The sequence below is a fragment of the Ruegeria sp. HKCCD7296 genome, assembly GCF_013110775.1.
Taxonomy (GTDB): domain Bacteria; phylum Pseudomonadota; class Alphaproteobacteria; order Rhodobacterales; family Rhodobacteraceae; genus Ruegeria.
Genome location: NZ_WVRF01000004.1, coordinates 213,800 through 230,666, shown reverse-complemented (window position 1 = coordinate 230,666; position 16,867 = coordinate 213,800). Strand labels below are relative to the sequence as shown.

General features: G+C 58.4%; 10 protein-coding genes. 7 read left to right on the top strand and 3 right to left on the bottom strand.

Features of this window, described 5'->3' with window-relative positions:
- The first annotated feature begins 181 nt into the window (after nt 1-181).
- A complete protein-coding gene (locus tag GS632_RS08205; protein WP_171176680.1) occupies nt 182-2,599 on the top strand; it encodes an FAD-dependent oxidoreductase in 2,418 nt (805 codons plus the stop codon).
- Between the two features lie 131 nt (nt 2,600-2,730).
- On the opposite strand, the gene GS632_RS08200 is transcribed toward GS632_RS08205, so the two are convergent.
- The gene (locus GS632_RS08200; RefSeq protein WP_171721299.1) at nt 2,731-3,597 is read right to left on the bottom strand and encodes a LysR family transcriptional regulator; all 867 of its coding nucleotides are present in this window, start codon (nt 3,595-3,597) and stop codon (nt 2,731-2,733) included.
- A gap of 108 nt (nt 3,598-3,705) precedes the next feature.
- Here GS632_RS08200 and GS632_RS08195 point away from each other — a divergent pair, with 108 nt between their 5' ends.
- The 6 genes from GS632_RS08195 to GS632_RS08170 are packed head-to-tail and all read left to right on the top strand — an operon-like array spanning nt 3,706 to nt 14,387.
- Nucleotides 3,706-5,250, top strand: a complete 1,545-nt coding sequence (locus tag GS632_RS08195) for a trimethylamine methyltransferase family protein (RefSeq protein WP_171620853.1) — start codon at nt 3,706-3,708, stop codon at nt 5,248-5,250.
- Entirely contained in the window at nt 5,247-6,539 is a 1,293-nt protein-coding gene (locus GS632_RS08190) for an aspartate aminotransferase family protein (protein ID WP_171238032.1), read from the top strand. The genes GS632_RS08195 and GS632_RS08190 overlap by 4 nt, the downstream gene beginning before the upstream one ends.
- Nucleotides 6,536-8,935, top strand: a complete 2,400-nt coding sequence (locus tag GS632_RS08185) for an FAD-dependent oxidoreductase (protein WP_171238033.1) — start codon at nt 6,536-6,538, stop codon at nt 8,933-8,935. The genes GS632_RS08190 and GS632_RS08185 overlap by 4 nt, the downstream gene beginning before the upstream one ends.
- The gene (locus GS632_RS08180) at nt 8,932-11,343 is read left to right on the top strand and encodes an FAD-dependent oxidoreductase (protein WP_171238034.1); all 2,412 of its coding nucleotides are present in this window, start codon (nt 8,932-8,934) and stop codon (nt 11,341-11,343) included. The genes GS632_RS08185 and GS632_RS08180 overlap by 4 nt, the downstream gene beginning before the upstream one ends.
- A 3-nt stretch (nt 11,344-11,346) precedes the next feature.
- Nucleotides 11,347-12,714, top strand: coding sequence for an amidase (locus GS632_RS08175; RefSeq protein ID WP_171238035.1), 1,368 nt, complete (start codon nt 11,347-11,349; stop codon nt 12,712-12,714).
- 2 nt (nt 12,715-12,716) lie between these two features.
- The gene (locus tag GS632_RS08170) at nt 12,717-14,387 is read left to right on the top strand and encodes a thiamine pyrophosphate-binding protein (RefSeq protein WP_171620857.1); all 1,671 of its coding nucleotides are present in this window, start codon (nt 12,717-12,719) and stop codon (nt 14,385-14,387) included.
- Between the two features lie 228 nt (nt 14,388-14,615).
- Here the strand turns inward: GS632_RS08170 and GS632_RS08165 are convergent, their stop codons facing one another.
- Together GS632_RS08165 and GS632_RS08160 are read right to left on the bottom strand one after the other, a co-directional pair.
- Nucleotides 14,616-15,545 (bottom strand): hypothetical protein, encoded by a 930-nt coding sequence (locus GS632_RS08165; protein ID WP_171235840.1) that lies wholly within the window; start codon nt 15,543-15,545, stop codon nt 14,616-14,618.
- A 7-nt stretch (nt 15,546-15,552) separates the two neighbouring features.
- Nucleotides 15,553-16,866, bottom strand: a complete 1,314-nt coding sequence (locus GS632_RS08160; RefSeq protein ID WP_171238038.1) for a TRAP transporter large permease — start codon at nt 16,864-16,866, stop codon at nt 15,553-15,555.
- Nucleotide 16,867 lies beyond the last annotated feature (1 nt).

The following is a 16,867-nucleotide window of genomic DNA, read 5'->3' as shown; positions in this document are numbered from 1 at the left end:
ATCCGCATCCGTTTGCGCAGGAAAGATCATTTTTCAGGAAATATTCTTACTCCGTCGGGCTACGTCTCCTGCGTGCGGGTTTCGATGTGCCGACACAACTCAACAGTCGAGGTTGCCAAATTCCTCGCCGCCAGGAAAGAATTCGCCGCCTGAGCCGCGCCGCATCCAGGGAAACCCTTTCATGAAAACCCACGCACAAGCTGTAATCATTGGTGGTGGTCTTGCCGGCACCTCGATTCTGTACCACCTCGCCAAGCTTGGTTGGACCGATGTCATCCTGCTGGAACGGGACGAATTGACCAGTGGTTCAACCTGGCATGCGGCGGCCAACATTCACGGTCTGCACGACAACAACAACATCACCCGTATCCAGCATTACACGATGAACCTGTACAAAGAGCTGGAAAAGGAAACCGGTCAAAGTTGCGGTGTGTTCCAGCCCGGGTCACTATATCTGGCCCAAACTGAAGAACGCGAGCAGCAGTTGCGCCTTCAAGAGGCGAAAGCGCGGTTTTACGGTTTGAACTTCCACGAAGTCAGCCGTGAAAAAGCAAAAGAGCTGCATCCGCTGGCGCAGTTCGATGACATCCGCTGCATCATGTATGAACCCGATGGCGGCAACGTGGATCCTTCTGGTGTACCCCATGCCTATGCCGCCGGAGCGCGTGCCATGGGGGCTACCATTGAACGGTTTTGCCCTGTGACGGGGACCGAACAACAAGCGGACGGCAGCTGGATCGTGCACACGCCCAAAGGCGACATTCACACGCAATGGGTGGTCAACGCGGCGGGCCTTTGGGGTCGTGAAGTGGCAGCACTGGCGGGGTTAACCCTGCCGCTACAACCCACCGAGCACCAGTATTTCGTGACCGAAGCCATTGATGAGGTTGCCAATCTGGGCCGCCGTTTGCCTTCGATCGCGGACCGGGATGGCGAATATTACTTCCGACAGGAGGGCAACGGGCTGCTGATTGGTGCTTATGAAAGAGACATGAAGTTCTGGGCCGAAGACGGCACGCCTCTGGACTTTGCGCATGACCTGTTTCCCGACGATCTGGACCGGATCATGGAAAACGTCATCCGCGCGACAGAGCGTGTGCCGGTCGCAGCAACCGCCGGTGTAAAACGAGTCATCAACGGGCCGATGATCTGGTCGCCTGACTCGAACATGTTGTGGGGGCCGGTGCCCGAGCTGAAGAACTATTTCCTGATTGGCGGTCTGATCCCCGGTTTTTCGCAGTCCGGCGGTTTGGGCCTTTTGGCGGCGCAATGGATGATCGAGGGCGAGCCGCAATATGACATGTTTGCTTGGGATTTAGCCCGTTTTGGCGACTGGGCCGATAAGAAGTTCACCAAAGCGCGCGTGCAGGATTCCTACATCCATCGCTTCAAGATTCACTTTCCCAACGAAGAGCGCAGCGCCGGCCGTCCGGCCCGCGTGCGCCCCGCATACGAGATGCAGAAGCAGATGGGTTGCGTCTTTGGTCTGAACTGCGGCTGGGAACACCCGCTATGGTTTGCCGACGAACCCGACACTGAAGAGACTATCGGCTTTACCCGCCAAAACTGGTTCGATCCGGTTGGGCGCGAGGTAAAGATGCTGCGCAACAGCGTGGGTATCATCGATATCTCGAACTTTGCAAATTACGTGATCAAGGGGCCAGGTGCTTATGACTGGCTGGACCGTCTGGTGGCCAACCGTGTGCCAACCGAAGTTGGGCGCAGTTGCCTGACGCCTCTGATCTCGGTTCGCGGTGGCGTGGCAGGTGATTTTACCATCACCAAGCTAGCTGAAGACGAATACATGATGATCGGGTCAGGAATGGCCGAACGTTACCATCAACGCTTCTTTCAAATGGTCGAAATGCCCGAGGGAACTACACTGGAGGTCGCGACTGATCGTATCGCCGGGTTCAACATAGCAGGCCCGAAATCACGCGAGACACTGGCGCGTCTGACCAATGCGGACTTGTCCAATGAAGCATTCCGTTTCATGCGATCCCAGAAAATCACGGTTGCAGGAATAGATTGCCTGGCCATCCGTGTTAGTTTTACCGGCGATCTGGGCTGGGAACTGCACTGCGCCGAGGCTGATCAGGTCGCACTTTACACCGCGTTGCTGGAAGCTGCCAATGACTGCGGTGGTGGCCCGGTCGGTGGGCGTGCTCTGGGATCATTGCGTATCGAAAAGGGCTATGGGTCCTGGGGGCGGGAGTATTCTCAGGAATATTGGCCGCAAGAAGTTGGCTTGGCGGGGTTGATCAAACTGGACAAGGACTTCCTGCACAAGGATGCCTATTTGGCGATCAAGGACAATGCCCCGCGCGAGGTTTTGTCCGTCTTCGAACTGGACGTGGCCGAGGACGCGGACGCGACCGGTAGTGAGCCGATCTTTACACCTGACGGTAGGCCAGTGGGCCGGGTCACGTCTGGGGCGTTTGGCTATTCAGTCGGGAAATCATTGGCTATTGGGTTCCGCAACCCCGAGGTGACGAAACCCGGGGATGAGGTGATCATTCAGGTCATTGGTAAACCGCATACCGGGCGGGTACTGGCCGAAGCCCCGTTCGATCCCAATGGTGGCAGGCTTCGCAACTAGTCCTGGCGCAGGCACAGTCCTAATGGGCCCGCCTAACCCCCGAGGCATGTCAATATTTGAACTCAAAAACAGCGCACTGCGAAAGGCAGCGCGCATTCAAACCGAATTGCGAAGCACATCTGATCAGAGCTTCAACTCTGAGACACCAACCAATCGATGACGTTCTGGACTTCTCGTCTGTCGCGGCTTCCGTCCTGCGCCTCGACAAAATAGCCATGCGTTGGTTTGATGTCTTGGTCGAACAGGCGCAGCACACGCCCCTCTCTTAAGTCCTGATCAATCAACGGCAGCCAGCCCACCACCGCGCCTTGTCCCTCGGCCGCACCTCGCAACAGAATATTTGCATCTTCAAACACAACGCCTATCAGGGGCGATGCGGGCTGCACGTTCATCGCGGCGAACCAGTCCAGCCAACCCCAGTGATTGCGCTGGTGCAGAATAGGCTTGTCCAGCAGATCTGCGGGAGTGTTAATTGGTCCATATTGGTCCAAATATTGCGCGCTGGCGATGGCGACAGGTCGCAGCTCCAGCAACTTGAGCGCTCCTCGTGGCATGTCCGCTAGGCGATGCCAGCTCAGGACGATATCGGCATGCATTTGATCCCCCATGCGCGGGCGGTATGAGGGAACAACCTCAAGTTCGATCCCGGGGAAACTCTGCCAAAGATCGCTGATGCGCGGCATTAACCATCGGGCCGTCAAAATGGGTCCGGCTGCTAAACGGACAACCTTGCGTGACGTTCTGCGCAAGCGCCCGACCGTGTCCTCCAGCATTCCAAAGGCGCGCGCTGTTGTCTCGGCTAGACGCTTTCCGTCTTCGGTCAGTTTGACTTCGCGCCCTACGCGTTCAAACAGCAACGTGCCCAGTTGTTCTTCCAATCCTCGGATGTGGTGGCTGATGGCTGTTGGTGTCACAGAAAGGCGCTCGGCCGCAGCACGAAAACTGCCAGTCTTGGCCGCAGCATCGAATGCGCGCAGCGCGGATAGAGATGGAAGCATGGAAGCCTCAATGATGAGTTCAACTCACTAGTTGCTGAGGAAAGACCATTTGTAAATAGGCCACTATGGCTGCAATCATTGTAGGTAGTTAATCTGGACTCATGGAAAATGACCTCTACCGCCCGCAGGCGCGGCCGCAAGCAGCGTCTGAGCCAAACAACCGAACCCGTATCGAACCCGCCCGTTTGGCCGGGTGTCTACGGTGGGCGTTTCAAGCCGCTTTCGCCCGAGGAGGTGGCGCTGGTTGAAGAAACGGCGCTGACGCTGCTGGAAACGCTTGGTCTGAGCCAGGCTATTCCGTCGATGATCGACAAGGTACTTGTAGCGGGCGGCTCGTTGTCCAGCGACAATCGTTTGCTGTTCCCCCGCGCGCTGGTGCAACAATCCATCACTGAAGCAAAGCGAAACTTTTCCCTTTGCGGTCAAACCCCTGAACATGACTTGGACATCAGCCAAGCCCGCGTGCACATGTCCAGTGGCGGTGCGGCCCCCGGCGTGTTTGATCTGGAAACGGGCAACTACCGGGATTCAACCCTGGCCGACCTGTACGATGCAGCCCGCATTGTCGACCAGATGGACAACATCCACCATTTCAGCCGTTCGGTTGTCGCCCGGGATATCGAAGACAATGCGGTGATGGATCTCAACACCGCTTATGCCTGTCTGGCGGGCACGTCCAAACATGTGTCGATCTCGATCAGCGAGCCTGAAAATGTGCCCGCAATTGCCCAGCTGTGTTATGCCGTCGCCGGAAGTGAAGAGGCCTTTCGCGCCCGACCTTTCCTGACCGTGATGGTGTGCCATGTCGTTCCACCCATGCGCTTTGCCGAAGAGGCGTGTGAAGTGCTCGAGGCCGCAATTTTGGCAGGCTTCCCGGTTCAATTGATAAGCGCTGGACAAGCCGGGGCAACCAGTCCTGCCACCATTGCCGGATCGTTGGTGCAAGCTGTGGCCGAAACGCTGGCTGGGCTTGTGTTCGCCCGCCTCGTCGATCCAGAGGTCAAGGCAATCTTTGCCCCAAAACCGCTGGTGGCAGATCTGCGCACCGGATCGATGTGCGGCGGCGGAGGGGAGCAGGCGATCCTGATGGCCGGTGCGGCACAGATGGGGCGGCACTTTGACCTGCCGACCTCTTCCATCGCGGGCATTACCGATGCCAAGTGTCTGGATGCGCAATATGGGGCCGAGAAATCGCTGGCTGTGACCATGGCCGCCCATGCGGGCTCGAACATCGTCACACAAGCTGCGGGAATGCAGGCCAGTTTATTGGGCGTTAGCCACGCGGCCTATGTCAGCGACAATGACATGCTGGGTAACATCCTGCGGACCCTGCGCGGGGTCGAGGCCACGCCAGAGAATATCGCCGCAGATCTGATCGCCGAGGTTTGTCGGGGCGAAGGGCATTATCTGGGCGAACAGCATACATTCAACCGGATGAAATCCGATTACTTTTACCCTGAAATCGGAGATCGCAGAACTCCGCGGGAATGGCACGAAGACGGCAGTCGACCAGTGGGCGACATCGCGCGGGACAAAGCGCGCGAGATTTTGTCCAGCCAGTTCCCACAGCACATTCCTGATGACGTTGACCGGGCGTTGCGCGCGCGCTTCGATATCCGTTTGACTCGAAAGCAAACCGGCAGGTTCTCATGAAAAGTCAAAACCTCAGCGCTCGCGCGCAAGCCGTGATGCCCGGCGGTGTCAGCCACGAGTTGCGCTATAAAACTCCGCATCCGATCTATTTCGAACGGGCCGAAGGGGCCGAGAAATGGGATGTGGACGGCAAGCGCTATATCGATTTCAAACTGGGCGCGGCCAGTCAGATACTAGGTCACGCCCATCCCGAAATCGCGCAAGTTGTCGCCCAACAAATGGCGCGGATGCCCTATACCGCCGACTGCCATCCGCTTGAGGTCGAATGGGCCGAATGGCTGAATCGTTTGTTTCCGTCAGCTGAGCGGGTACGTTTCACTGGGTCCGGTACAGAGTCGACGATGCTGGCCCTGCGGCTGGGCCGTGCGCATTCGGGTCGGGACAAAGTGCTACGCATCGACGGCCATTTCCACGGCTGGCATGACATGCTGATCAAGGGGGCCAAACCAGGCACCAACACAGTGCCGAGTTTGGGCATATCCCACGCCGTCACCGACCTAACAGTGATATCCCCCCCAAATCTGGATACTGTCGCCGAACTGCTGGACAGCGACCTCCAGATCGGAACGGTTTTTGTCGAGGCATCCGGCGCAAATTACGGCTCGGTCCCGCTGCCGGACGGGTTTTTGCAGGGGGTGCGGGCCCTGACCGAAAGAACAGGTCATGTGCTTGTTTTTGATGAGGTGATCACGGGTCTGCGCTGGTCGCCGGGTGGCCGTCAGGCGCGTGATGGGGTGACGCCGGATCTGACAACATTGGCCAAGATCGTCACTGGCGGTTTGCCGGGCGGGGCCGTTGTTGGTCGGGCTGACGTCATGGATCTGCTCAGCCCCGGAAAAACCCGAGACGGGCTTTCACCTCCTGTCAGCCACAAGGGAACTTTCAACGCGGCCCCCTTGGTGGCTGCGGGGGCGGTCAAGGCTATGGAGATCTTGTCGACCGGTGACGTGCAGGCCCATGCCGACGCAATGGCCGTGCGTCTGCGGGATGGCTTCAACGCAGCCTTCCGGGCGCTTGACGTGCAGGCACTGGCCTATGGCGACAGCTCGACCTGTCACCTCTATTTTGGTGGACGATCCATTGAAGGGCTCGATGCCGCGGCAATTCGAAAAACGCCGCCTGCCGTCGTCAAGGGCTTGCGTGACGGGTTGCTGGAGAGAGGCGTGGATTTCATGTCCTTCACTTCCTGCGTCACTGGCCTGCCGCATACGCCTGATCTGATCGACGAGGCGGTCGCACTTTTCAGCGACACTGTTTCAGAATTGGTCCGCGACGGAGTACTGTCATGACATTGCCCACCCATGCCCGCACCGTCATCATTGGCGGCGGCGTCATCGGCTGCTCGATAGCATACCACCTGGCCCGCGAAGGGCGGAAGGACATCGTTGTTCTGGAACGCTCGAAACTGACCAGCGGCACCACATGGCACGCGGCTGGCTTGGTGCGGCGCTTGCGCCCGTCGGCTACCCTTACCAAGCTGATCAACTATTCCATTGACCTTTATGGCGAACTGGAGCGTGAAACCGGGCAAGCCACGGGTTGGGCCCAAACCGGCTCGCTGACGCTGGCCACCAACCAGGACCGGCTGACCAATATCAAGCGCCAGGTCTCGCTTGGCCGTGCCTTTGGGCTTGAGGCCGAGGTTGTGGATGCGGCCCGCGCTAAGGAACTTTGGCCGCTGATCAACGTTAATGATGTGATCGGCGCGGTCTGGTCGCCGTCGGATGGACGGGTCAACCCCTCCGATGTGGCCCTGGCGTTGTCAAAGGGCGCGCGGGCGCGTGGGGTTCAGATCTTTGAAGACACGCGCGTGACTGGCCTGCAAAAGAAAGGTGGACGGATATCGGGCGTTGAGGTCAGCGATCACGTTATTGAAGCCGACGAGGTTGTGATTGCGTGTGGGCTTTGGTCGCGCGAGGTGGCGGCCATGGCCGGGGCGCATATGCCGCTTTATGCCTGTGAACATTTCTACATTCTGACCAAGCCTTTGCCCGAGGTTCAGGCCCTGGGCAAGGGCGCGCACTTGCCAACGCTGAACGATCAGGATGCGTTCCTTTATGCCCGGGACGATGTCGAAGGGCTGTTGGTTGGCTCGTTCGAACCCCATGCCAAAGGCTTGCCGCTAGATCGGTTGCCGGCCGAATTCTCGTTCGATCTGTTGGACGAGGACTGGGACCATTTCATGCCGATGATGGAAAACGCCCTACGCCGCATTCCTGCATTGGAGCAGGCCGAGGTTCGGATGTTGCTGAACGGCCCGGAAAGCTTCACGCTCGACAGTCAATTCATGCTGGGCGAAAGCCCAGAAGTGCCGGGGTTGTTCCTGATGGGTGGGATGAATTCAACCGGCATCGCTTTGGCAGGTGGCGCGGGCAAGGCTATGGCGGAATGGATCATCGCTGGAGAACCCACGATGGAGTTGAACGAGGCCGACATTCGGCGGTTCAGCCCCGAACTGAACGTTTTGGGGGCATTGGAAGCCCGCATACCTGAAGTGCTGGGTCGGCACTATGACAACCCTTTTCCCGGACGCTCGATGCAGTCAGCGCGATGTCAACGCCGCTCGCCCATTCATGCTGGGTTGGTGGCCGCCGGCGCGCAATTCGAAGCCCGCGGAGGTTGGGAGCGCGCCGTGCACTTTGGCGGTGAGGCCGCCCATCTGCCGCTGACCTTTGGCGTTCCCTCGTGGCGCGAACAGGTCGGGCATGAGGTTGAAGCTTGTCGCACCGGTGCGGCCATTCTGGATCAAAGCGCCTTCGGCAAGATCATGGTGCAGGGGCCGGATGCCTGCGCTTTTCTAAACCGGCTTTGCGCCGCGCAGATGGATGTGCCCGAGGGCCGTATCGCCTACACTCAGATTCTGAATGCGCGCGGTGGTGTAGAAAGCGATTTGACCGTTCAGCGGCATGGGTCCGAAGCTTACCTGTTGGTTGTCGGTGCCAATGAGACCGTCCGTGTGATGCAGCGAATGCGAGGCATGAAGGGCAGCTTCCACGCTGAGTTCACGGATGTTACCAGCGGGTATGCCATTCTGGGCCTTGCTGGTGCGCGGGCTCGAGACGTGCTTCAGGCCACGACAAACGCAGCTGTCCCGGACCTCAAGCGGTTCTGTTTTGCACCCGTCGAGATTGGTTTGGCCCGAGGTTGGGCAGGTCGGCTGAGCTTTACCGGAGAAGAAGGCTTTGAGCTTTACATCCCTGCCGATATGGCCATGGCCGCCTATGAGGCGCTGGTCGCGGCAGGTGCAAGCCATGCAGGTCTTTACGCAAGTGGATCGTTGCGCATCGAAAGCGGTTTTCGGGCGTTCGGGCACGAACTCACACCGGGCACCACGCCGCTTGAAGCCGGATTAGGTGCGTTTTGCGCTATGGGCACGGGTTTTGTGGGCGCAGACGCCTTGCGGGACCACAAGCCTGAACGGCGCATCGTTTCGATTCTGTTCGACGATCCCGCAGCGATCCCGCTGCACGATGAACCCATTTACTTTGACGGCAAGGTCGTGGGGCAGATCACCTCAGCCGGATGGAGCTACCGGTTTGGTCGTTCCGTGGCGCTTGGCTTGATCAAAGCGCCTTTGGACCTGCTTGAAACGCAAGACGTTTTGGACGGGTTCGAAGTCGAAATCGCGTGCGCCCGTTACACGGCCAAAGCTTCTCTCAAACCCGCAAAGGTAGCTTTTGCATGAGCGATACGATCCAAACGACACGTGTGGCGATCATTGGGGGCGGCATCATGGGCGTGGCCGCGCAGTTTCAGCTGGCGGAAAACGGCTGGACTGACACGATCCTGTTCGAGAAGGCCGAATTGACCAGCGGGTCCACATGGCACGCGGCCGGTCAGATCGCCCATGCGGTGGGCAGCCGCCTTATGGGATGGATCAACAAAACCTCGATCGAAACCTATAAACGGGTCGAGGCCGAAACCGGGCAAAGCATCGGCTGGCACGAAGTCGGTGGCATCCGGATTGCGACCACCGACGATGAAGTCGATTGGATGAAGTCTATCATGGGCGTGGGCAAGCTGTTGGATCTGCCGATGGATCTGATAGGCCCGGAAGAGGTGGCGCAGGTTAATCCCTTCTACAAGGTCGACGACGTTAGAGCTGCGGTGCGCACCTACGAGGATGGTCACATTGACCCCTCAAGCGTGACCATGGCGCTGGCTGCTGCATCCCGGTCGCGCGGCGCCCGGGTTGAACGGCACAACCGGGTACTGGGGGCGTCCCGCAAAGGCGATATGTGGCTGTTGCGCACCGAAAAAGGCGATGTGCTGGCCGAACATGTGGTGATTGCCGCTGGGTCCTACGCCAATCAGGTGGGAGAGTGGTTCGGGTTGAAAATCCCTTCGGTGTCCTGTTTGCATCATTACCTTGTGACCGATACCGTCCCTCAGTTCGCCGACAGGCCCGAGTTGCCAGTGATGCGAGACAATGCTTATGGCGGGTACATCCGGCAGGAGCAGAAATCCGGCTTGATCGGTATTTACGAAGGCCATGTCTGTCCGACGGTCTGGGAAATGCCCGAAGGTGCGCCTTGGGCAGCGGAGAATGAGCTATTTCAGGCCGACTACGACTCGATTGGCGATTTCCTGATGGTTGCTTTCGACAAGATGCCGATCCTGGCCGAGCTTGGTATCAAGCGGGTCGTGCGCGGGGCCATCACGCACACACCTGATGGCGGAATGCTGGTCGGGCCATCGGGCGCGCCGAATGTCTGGCTGTCCTGCGGCTCGTCTATTGGGTTGGCCTGGGGCGGCGGCGCGGGCAAGGTATTGGCCGATTGGATGGTGCACGGAGAGGCCGAGATCAATACGCGTGGTTTCGACCCCCGCCGCTATGGGGACTTTGCGTCGGACAATTTCATAGTTGAGCGCACCAAAGACGAGTTCATGCGCCGTCATGATACGCCTTGCCCGGGTAAGCAGTTCCAAAGCCTTCGACCGCTGAAAAAGCACCCGCTGTATGACCGCCTTGCCGCCAAGGGTGCAGTTTTCGGAGAAGTCGCCGGTTGGGAGCGCCCACGCTATTTCGGAGAAGCAGGCGAGGCTGAACAGATCGGCTGGGGACATCAGCCTTGGCACGCAAACGCGACGGCCGAGGCTAAAGCGACGCGCGATGCCGCGGGTGTCATAGATCTCTGCGCTTTTGCCCAGTTCGAGATCTCGGGCAAGGATGCGGGCGCTTTGCTGGACCGGCTGTCGGCCAACCGAATACCTTCGAAAGACGGGCGGATGAGCCTGAACCATTTGCTGACGGCGCAGGGCAGGTTCGAGACAGAAATCACGATCTGGCGCATGGCCGAAGACCGGTTTTTCACAGGTTCCCCCATTGCCCGCGCCACACCGGATTTCGATTGGATCAAGTCCCATATCCGACCCGGCGAGGATGTGACGATGATCAACCGCTCGGCAGATTGGGGGATGCTGGCGCTGTCAGGCCCCGCGACCCGCCGTATCCTGTCCGAACTGACAGACGTTGATCTGTCCAATCGCGCTTTCCCTTGGTTGTCGGGGCAGGAAATCCGCGTGGCAGGCATTCTTTGCTATGCCCTGCGCGTTTCGTTTGTCGGTGAATTGGGCTGGGAATTGCACGCGCCGCTGGATCAGATTGGCGCAATCTACGACGCGCTTTTCGAAGCCGGGTCCAAACATGGTCTGACCGATCTGGGTTCTTACGCGTTCAACGGGATGCGTATGGAAAAGGCCTATCGCGCCAGCGGGGAACTGACCACGGATGTCGGCCCGCTTGACGTCGGCCTCGAACGCTTTGTCGTGAGCGAAGGACGCGATTTTCTGGGCCGCGATGCGCTGCTCAGCCGAGATCCGGCATGGCAGCTATTCTATGCGGAACTGCATTCAGAAAACATCGACATTCATGGTGGCGAGCCGGTGTTGCTGAAAGGTGAGCCTGTGGGCCTAACCACATCGGGTGGGTATGGCTATACGATCGGCAAGTCCCTGGGGTGGTTGTTCGTTCGCAAGGGCACCCTGCAAACAGGCCTCAGCGTTCGGATTCTGAATCGTGACATCCCGGTTACGGTACATCAAGATGCGCTCTTCGATCCGCAGAATTTGCGACCGCGATCCGAGGAGTGACACTTGCCGCAACAAAACAATATCATTCAGAAAACGGCGACCGAACTTGCGATTGATCTACGCGCCCGAACCCTTAGCAGTGCCGAAGTTCTGGGCGCGCACCGCGCCCGCATCGAAGACGACAAAGTTGGGGTGAATGCGTTTGTCACGCTGGATTGGGACGCCGCCACTGCCCGCGCCGAAGAATTGGACAAGATGGCCGCGTGCGGGCAGATTGCCGGGCCACTGCACGGGCTGCCCATCGCAATCAAGGATTGCTTTGATACCGCCGGTCTGCGCACCACACACGGGTCAAAAAGCTTTTCTGATCATGTCCCATCCAGTGACGCGCTCCACGTTGCGCGTCTGAGGGCGGCCGGCGCTATTATAATTGGTAAGACAAACACGCCCGAGTTCACGTTTTCTGGCCAGACCACGAACTTTGTATCGGGGACGACGCGCAATCCATTGAACCCCGAAAAGACGGTTGCGGGCAGTTCTGGTGGCGCTGCAGCCGCGCTGGCGACCAACATGGTTGCCCTTGCTGATGGCTCGGATCTTGGTGGCAGTGCCCGCACACCTGCTGCATGGTGTGGCGTTGTCGGTATGCGGCCAACATCGGGATTGGTGCCCATGGATCCAAACCCGGCCCCGTTCGACGGTTTGTCCGTGCCATGCCCGATGGCGCGTACGGTTTCGGACCTCGCTTTGATGCTGAGTGTGATGCAAGGACCGACGCCCAACCAACCTTTGGCATTCATCGGCGCTTACCCGGACCCGGTCGAGCTTGATGCTCCGCTGACTGCCGGACGCGTGGCATTGAGCCTTTCGCCTTTCGGTGCAAGTGTTGACCCATCGGTTCAGGCTGCCTTGGCACCGATCGCTGATCTTTGCCGAGATTTGGGATGGCATGTCGATGAAGACACGGCCCCGGACCTTGTTCCGCTGCTTGCATATGGCGATATCATTCGGGGTCAATGCGCTCTGCAAATTCGCGCGGCGCTCAATCCCGACATGACACAGGCCACCGAAAGCTATCGCACGGCCTGCGCACAGGGCGAAGAGCAAAGCCTTGCCGATCTGATCGCCTATCAGACGATCCGCCGTCATGTCTGGGACTCTGTCGCTACATTCTTCAATCACTACGATTTTGCCCTCTGGCCCACCGCCACCGGCCTGCCGTTCAGCGCCGACCTGCGTGATGGAGAAATCACCGAAGATTGGCGTACAGTGACTCTGACACCGACGATGGAGCTTCCATCGATTTCCATTCCACTGGGCCGTTCTTCGGACGGTATGCCCGTGGGCCTTCACATCACCGGTCCGAAAGGATCGGACGCCCGGCTGCTGCGCTTTGCCCGGCAGATTGAACGTCAAATTTCCGGAGACTGAACATGACCACCATCACTGGCGGAGAAGCCGTCTATCGCGTTCTGAAAGCCAACGGCATCGACACCGTTTTTGGCCTGTTGGGCGGTTCGATGCTCGAACTTTATGACGCCATGTATCAGGGCGGTCAGATCGCTTATGTCGGGGCGCGCGACGAACGTGCCGCGGGCCACATGGCTGATGCCTGGGCGCGGATGACGGGCAAGCCGGGTGTGGTTCTGGGTGCGCAGGCCGGCCCCGGCGTGGTCAACATCGTAACAGCAGTAGCCGAAGCGCAATTGGCCTATTCTCCGCTCGTAGTGATCGCCGGTGCCATCACTCGCGCCGATCAATGCAAAGACACGTTTCAGGAAATCGATCAGGTGGCGCTGTTTGCGCCCATTTCCAAACGCTCGGTGATGGTGACAGACCCAGCGCGGTTGGCGCCGATGCTAGAAGACGCCATCCGGTTGGCCAACACAGGCCGACGGGGGCCGGTGGTTCTGCATGTTCCGCGTGATCTGCTTGCCGCCGATATTCCGGCGATTGAGCCTGCACCGGTGAATATCGCGCGCCCCGGTCCTGCCGCACCCGCCGATATTGCCGCCATTGCCAAGCTGTTGTCAGAGGCCGAAAGACCGGTGATTTTTGCCGGAGGGGGATTCAAATGGGGGGCAGGGCGCGATGCGTTGACGGTACTGGTCGAAAAGCTTGAAATACCGGTCGTCGCCTCTACCGGCCATGCCGACGTCATGCCTCATGGGCATCGTTGGTTTGCCGGGCAGGCCGGCCCACGGGGCAATGTGGTCGCCAGCGGGCTAACCCGTGAAGCGGATGTCATGGTGGTATTGGGTGCTCGGCTTGGGTTCAACTCGACCTTTCATTCCAATGAATATGTGGGTGCTGATACCCGTATCGCCCATGTGGACATCGAAGGCGCGGCGGTTGGGCGGTACTTCCCGGCCGAGATCGCAGCGCAAGGCGATGCCCGCCTGACTGCCGAGGCCCTGATCGATGCCACAATGCGTCCTAATTGCGACCCGTGGCGCGAAGCGTTTCGGTCCGATATGGCCACCCTGGCAGCCGAGCGCGCAGCAGAGGCAGAGCTTGAGAGCTTGCCCATGCACCCACGCCGTGCGCTGGCCGAAATCCGCGCGACGCTGCCGGAAGATGCTATTGTGACACTGGACACCGGTAACACATGTCTTCAGGCGGCAGACCGGTTGGCGCATTACGCGCCGGTGTCTTTGATCACGCCATTGGATTTCGGCCTTGTCGGGTTTGGCCTTGCCGCTGCAATTGGAGCCAAGGCAGCCGCACCGGATCGCCCTGTCGTGGCGATTATGGGCGATGGGGCTGTCGGCTATACGATGATCGAGATACAGACCGCCATTCAACACTATCTGCCGATCACAATCATCGTTCTGGATAACGAAGCTTGGGGGGCTGAAAAAGCCTATCAGCAGGAATTTTACGGAGGCCGTCTGCTTGGAGCCGAAATTCGCTCGCCCCGTTTCGACAAGTTTGCCGAGTTGTGTGGTGGGAAAGGTATATGGGTCGATGGGCCAGGCGGGGTTGGTCCTGCGCTGGAACAAGCAATCGCATCAAATGAAACAACGGTTATTCAAGCCAAAATCGACCCCGGTGCGTTGATGACACTGCGAAAAGATTTGTTCAAATCACCGCGAAACAACTGATCCTGGCACATGCATGCGATGATTGGCACGCGCGGTAGCTGCTCTGAGAGGGGAGGTATCCTGTACCTGACTTACAACTCTGGCGGTTCGCGCCACTTCGTTTTGCCGCCCCATCAAAGTACTTTTTGTTAAAAGTCCCATCAGCCGTGATCATCACCTGAATGTTCCGATTTACAAAAACGGGATTGGCAGAGCACAGTACGAAACAGAGGCACACACAATCAATGATCACGATGGCGCGTTCTTTTGGTAGAGGCGGCGCATTATCATTGGGGTCAGGTACATCGGAATTTGATAGGCTCCGATGAAGGCCATTATCGGGGCAGTGACCTCTGTTGGAAGAGCCACAAAAAAGATCGCGATGTTGCGGTTGCCAGCAATCAATGACACCGCAGTTGCCTGCGCAGCAGGTAGCTTGCCCTGTGTAAAGCGAAACATGACAATCTGTGCGCCAAAGTTGGCCAGACAGGCAAAGGCGATCCAGAATGCAGCCAAAGCTGGGTCCTCCAGCGCCGTTGCGCTGACCGACGGCATCAGGCCGATGACAAATACGGCCAGTGTGAGTGTTCCCATCCCCTCAAGGTTCATCAGCATGGATTGTGAAGGGTTGCGCAAAACCGTGCGCCTTACAAATATGGCTGCGCCAGTTGCGCATAAGATCGTGAGCAACAGTCGCACGCCAGCCCATAAGACAGATTGTACGTCGCCCAACTGCGGCATTACGAGAAAGATGGGTAAGGCGGTCAAAGGTAACAGGGCCGTACCGACAACCATCAGTCGCATCGCATGTTCTGGCGCGTGGCCCATCATCAGGCACATATTCGGACTGCCCGAGATGGACGGCGCTGCCGCCATGATAAGAAGGGACAAAAGCACGGGAGTCCCGATCCATCCGCACACGTATCCGAGCGCAACGATGATCATCGGCGTCACCAGCTGAAATCCAACAACCGTAAACGCAACTTTGTGCAAGTCACTCAGTGATCCCAGAATGGTCCTGGGGTCCATCCTCAGCACAGTCACGAACAGTAAAAGCACCACCAAAGGCGGAAGCAAATCCCGCATTGGCTCCGCCAGAGCTGGTAAAAGTAGACCTGCCGCCAAGCCGCAGATCAGAACATAAGGGCCATGACGCCCGGCCAGATGAAGCGGGTTCAAAACCGCCTTATCCGCCCGGACTTTGTCGCAGGTTTTCGGGCAACCAAGTTGCAAGGTCGGGGAACCAGATCAGGATGAAGACCATCAGAACCATGATCAGGAACATCGGAATGGCGGCCCGCGCAATATAGCTCATCTCGTGGTTGGTCATGCCCTGCATGACGAACAGGTTGAACCCGATCGGGGGCGTGATCTGCGCCATCTCGACAACAACAACGATGAAGATACCGAACCAGATCAGATCGATCCCGGCGTCGCGGATCATGGGTTCGACCACGGCCATGGTCAGCACGACCGAAGAGATACCATCCAGAAAACAGCCCAGAATGATGTAGAAAACCAACAACACCATAAGCAGCTCGAACCGGGTCAGTTCCCAACCGGCGATCAGATCGGCCAAACCGCGCGGCAGGCCGGTAAAGCCCATGGACAGCGATAGGAACGCAGCGCCCGCAAGAATGAGGGCAATCATCGCGCTGGTGCGCGTGGCGCCCATCAGGCTTTCGGTAAAGGTCTTCCAGGTTAGCGACCCTTGTCCCGCCGCCAACAGCAGCCCGCCGATGACCCCAAAGGCCGCGGCCTCGGTTGCGGTGGCATATCCAAGATACATCGACCCAATCACGACCATGATCAAAAGGATTACAGGCAGCAGGAAACGAGAGTTCTTGATCTTTTCTGAGAAACTCAGTTTGGCTTCGGAATTGGGGCTCCAGTCTTTGCCGAGTTTGGAATAGATCGCCACGTAGCCCATGAACATCCCGGCCAGTACCAGACCGGGAAGAATCCCTGCAAAGAACAGCTTGGTGATGGATTCATTGATCGTCACACCGTAGACGATCAAGGTCAGCGAGGGCGGGATCATCAGCCCAAGTGTGGCGGCCCCGGTCAATGTCCCGATGATCATCCGCTCGGGATAGTTGCGCTTGCGCAGTTCGGGGATCGACATCTTTCCAACAGTTGTCAGCGTGGCTGCTGAAGAGCCCGAGACAGCTGCAAAAACCGTACAACCCACGATATTGGTGTGCACCAATCCGCCCGGCAAAGGGGCCATCCACGGGGACAGACCCTTGAACATGTCTTCCGATAATCGCGTTCGGTACAGGATTTCACCCATCCAGATGAACATGGGCAGTGCGGTCAGGGTCCACGAAGACGACGCCGACCAGATGGTGGTGATCATCACATCCCCGACGGGGCGGGTGGTGAAGAGCTCCATTCCGACCCAGGCAACGCCCATCAAAGCCAAGCCGACCCAAACGCCGGTGCCCAGCAAGGTGAAGAGAACAAAAAGAAAGAGAATGATGACAGAGAGGTTTTCCATG

Coding starts and splice junctions, on each gene's coding strand:
- GS632_RS08205 (WP_171176680.1), top strand. CDS start 182: ATGAAAACCCACGCACAAGCTGTAATCATTGGTGGTGGTCTTGCCGGC.
- GS632_RS08200 (WP_171721299.1), bottom strand. CDS start 3,597: ATGCTTCCATCTCTATCCGCGCTGCGCGCATTCGATGCTGCGGCCAAG.
- GS632_RS08195 (WP_171620853.1), top strand. CDS start 3,706: ATGACCTCTACCGCCCGCAGGCGCGGCCGCAAGCAGCGTCTGAGCCAA.
- GS632_RS08190 (WP_171238032.1), top strand. CDS start 5,247: ATGAAAAGTCAAAACCTCAGCGCTCGCGCGCAAGCCGTGATGCCCGGC.
- GS632_RS08185 (WP_171238033.1), top strand. CDS start 6,536: ATGACATTGCCCACCCATGCCCGCACCGTCATCATTGGCGGCGGCGTC.
- GS632_RS08180 (WP_171238034.1), top strand. CDS start 8,932: ATGAGCGATACGATCCAAACGACACGTGTGGCGATCATTGGGGGCGGC.
- GS632_RS08170 (WP_171620857.1), top strand. CDS start 12,717: ATGACCACCATCACTGGCGGAGAAGCCGTCTATCGCGTTCTGAAAGCC.
- GS632_RS08160 (WP_171238038.1), bottom strand. CDS start 16,866: ATGGAAAACCTCTCTGTCATCATTCTCTTTCTTTTTGTTCTCTTCACC.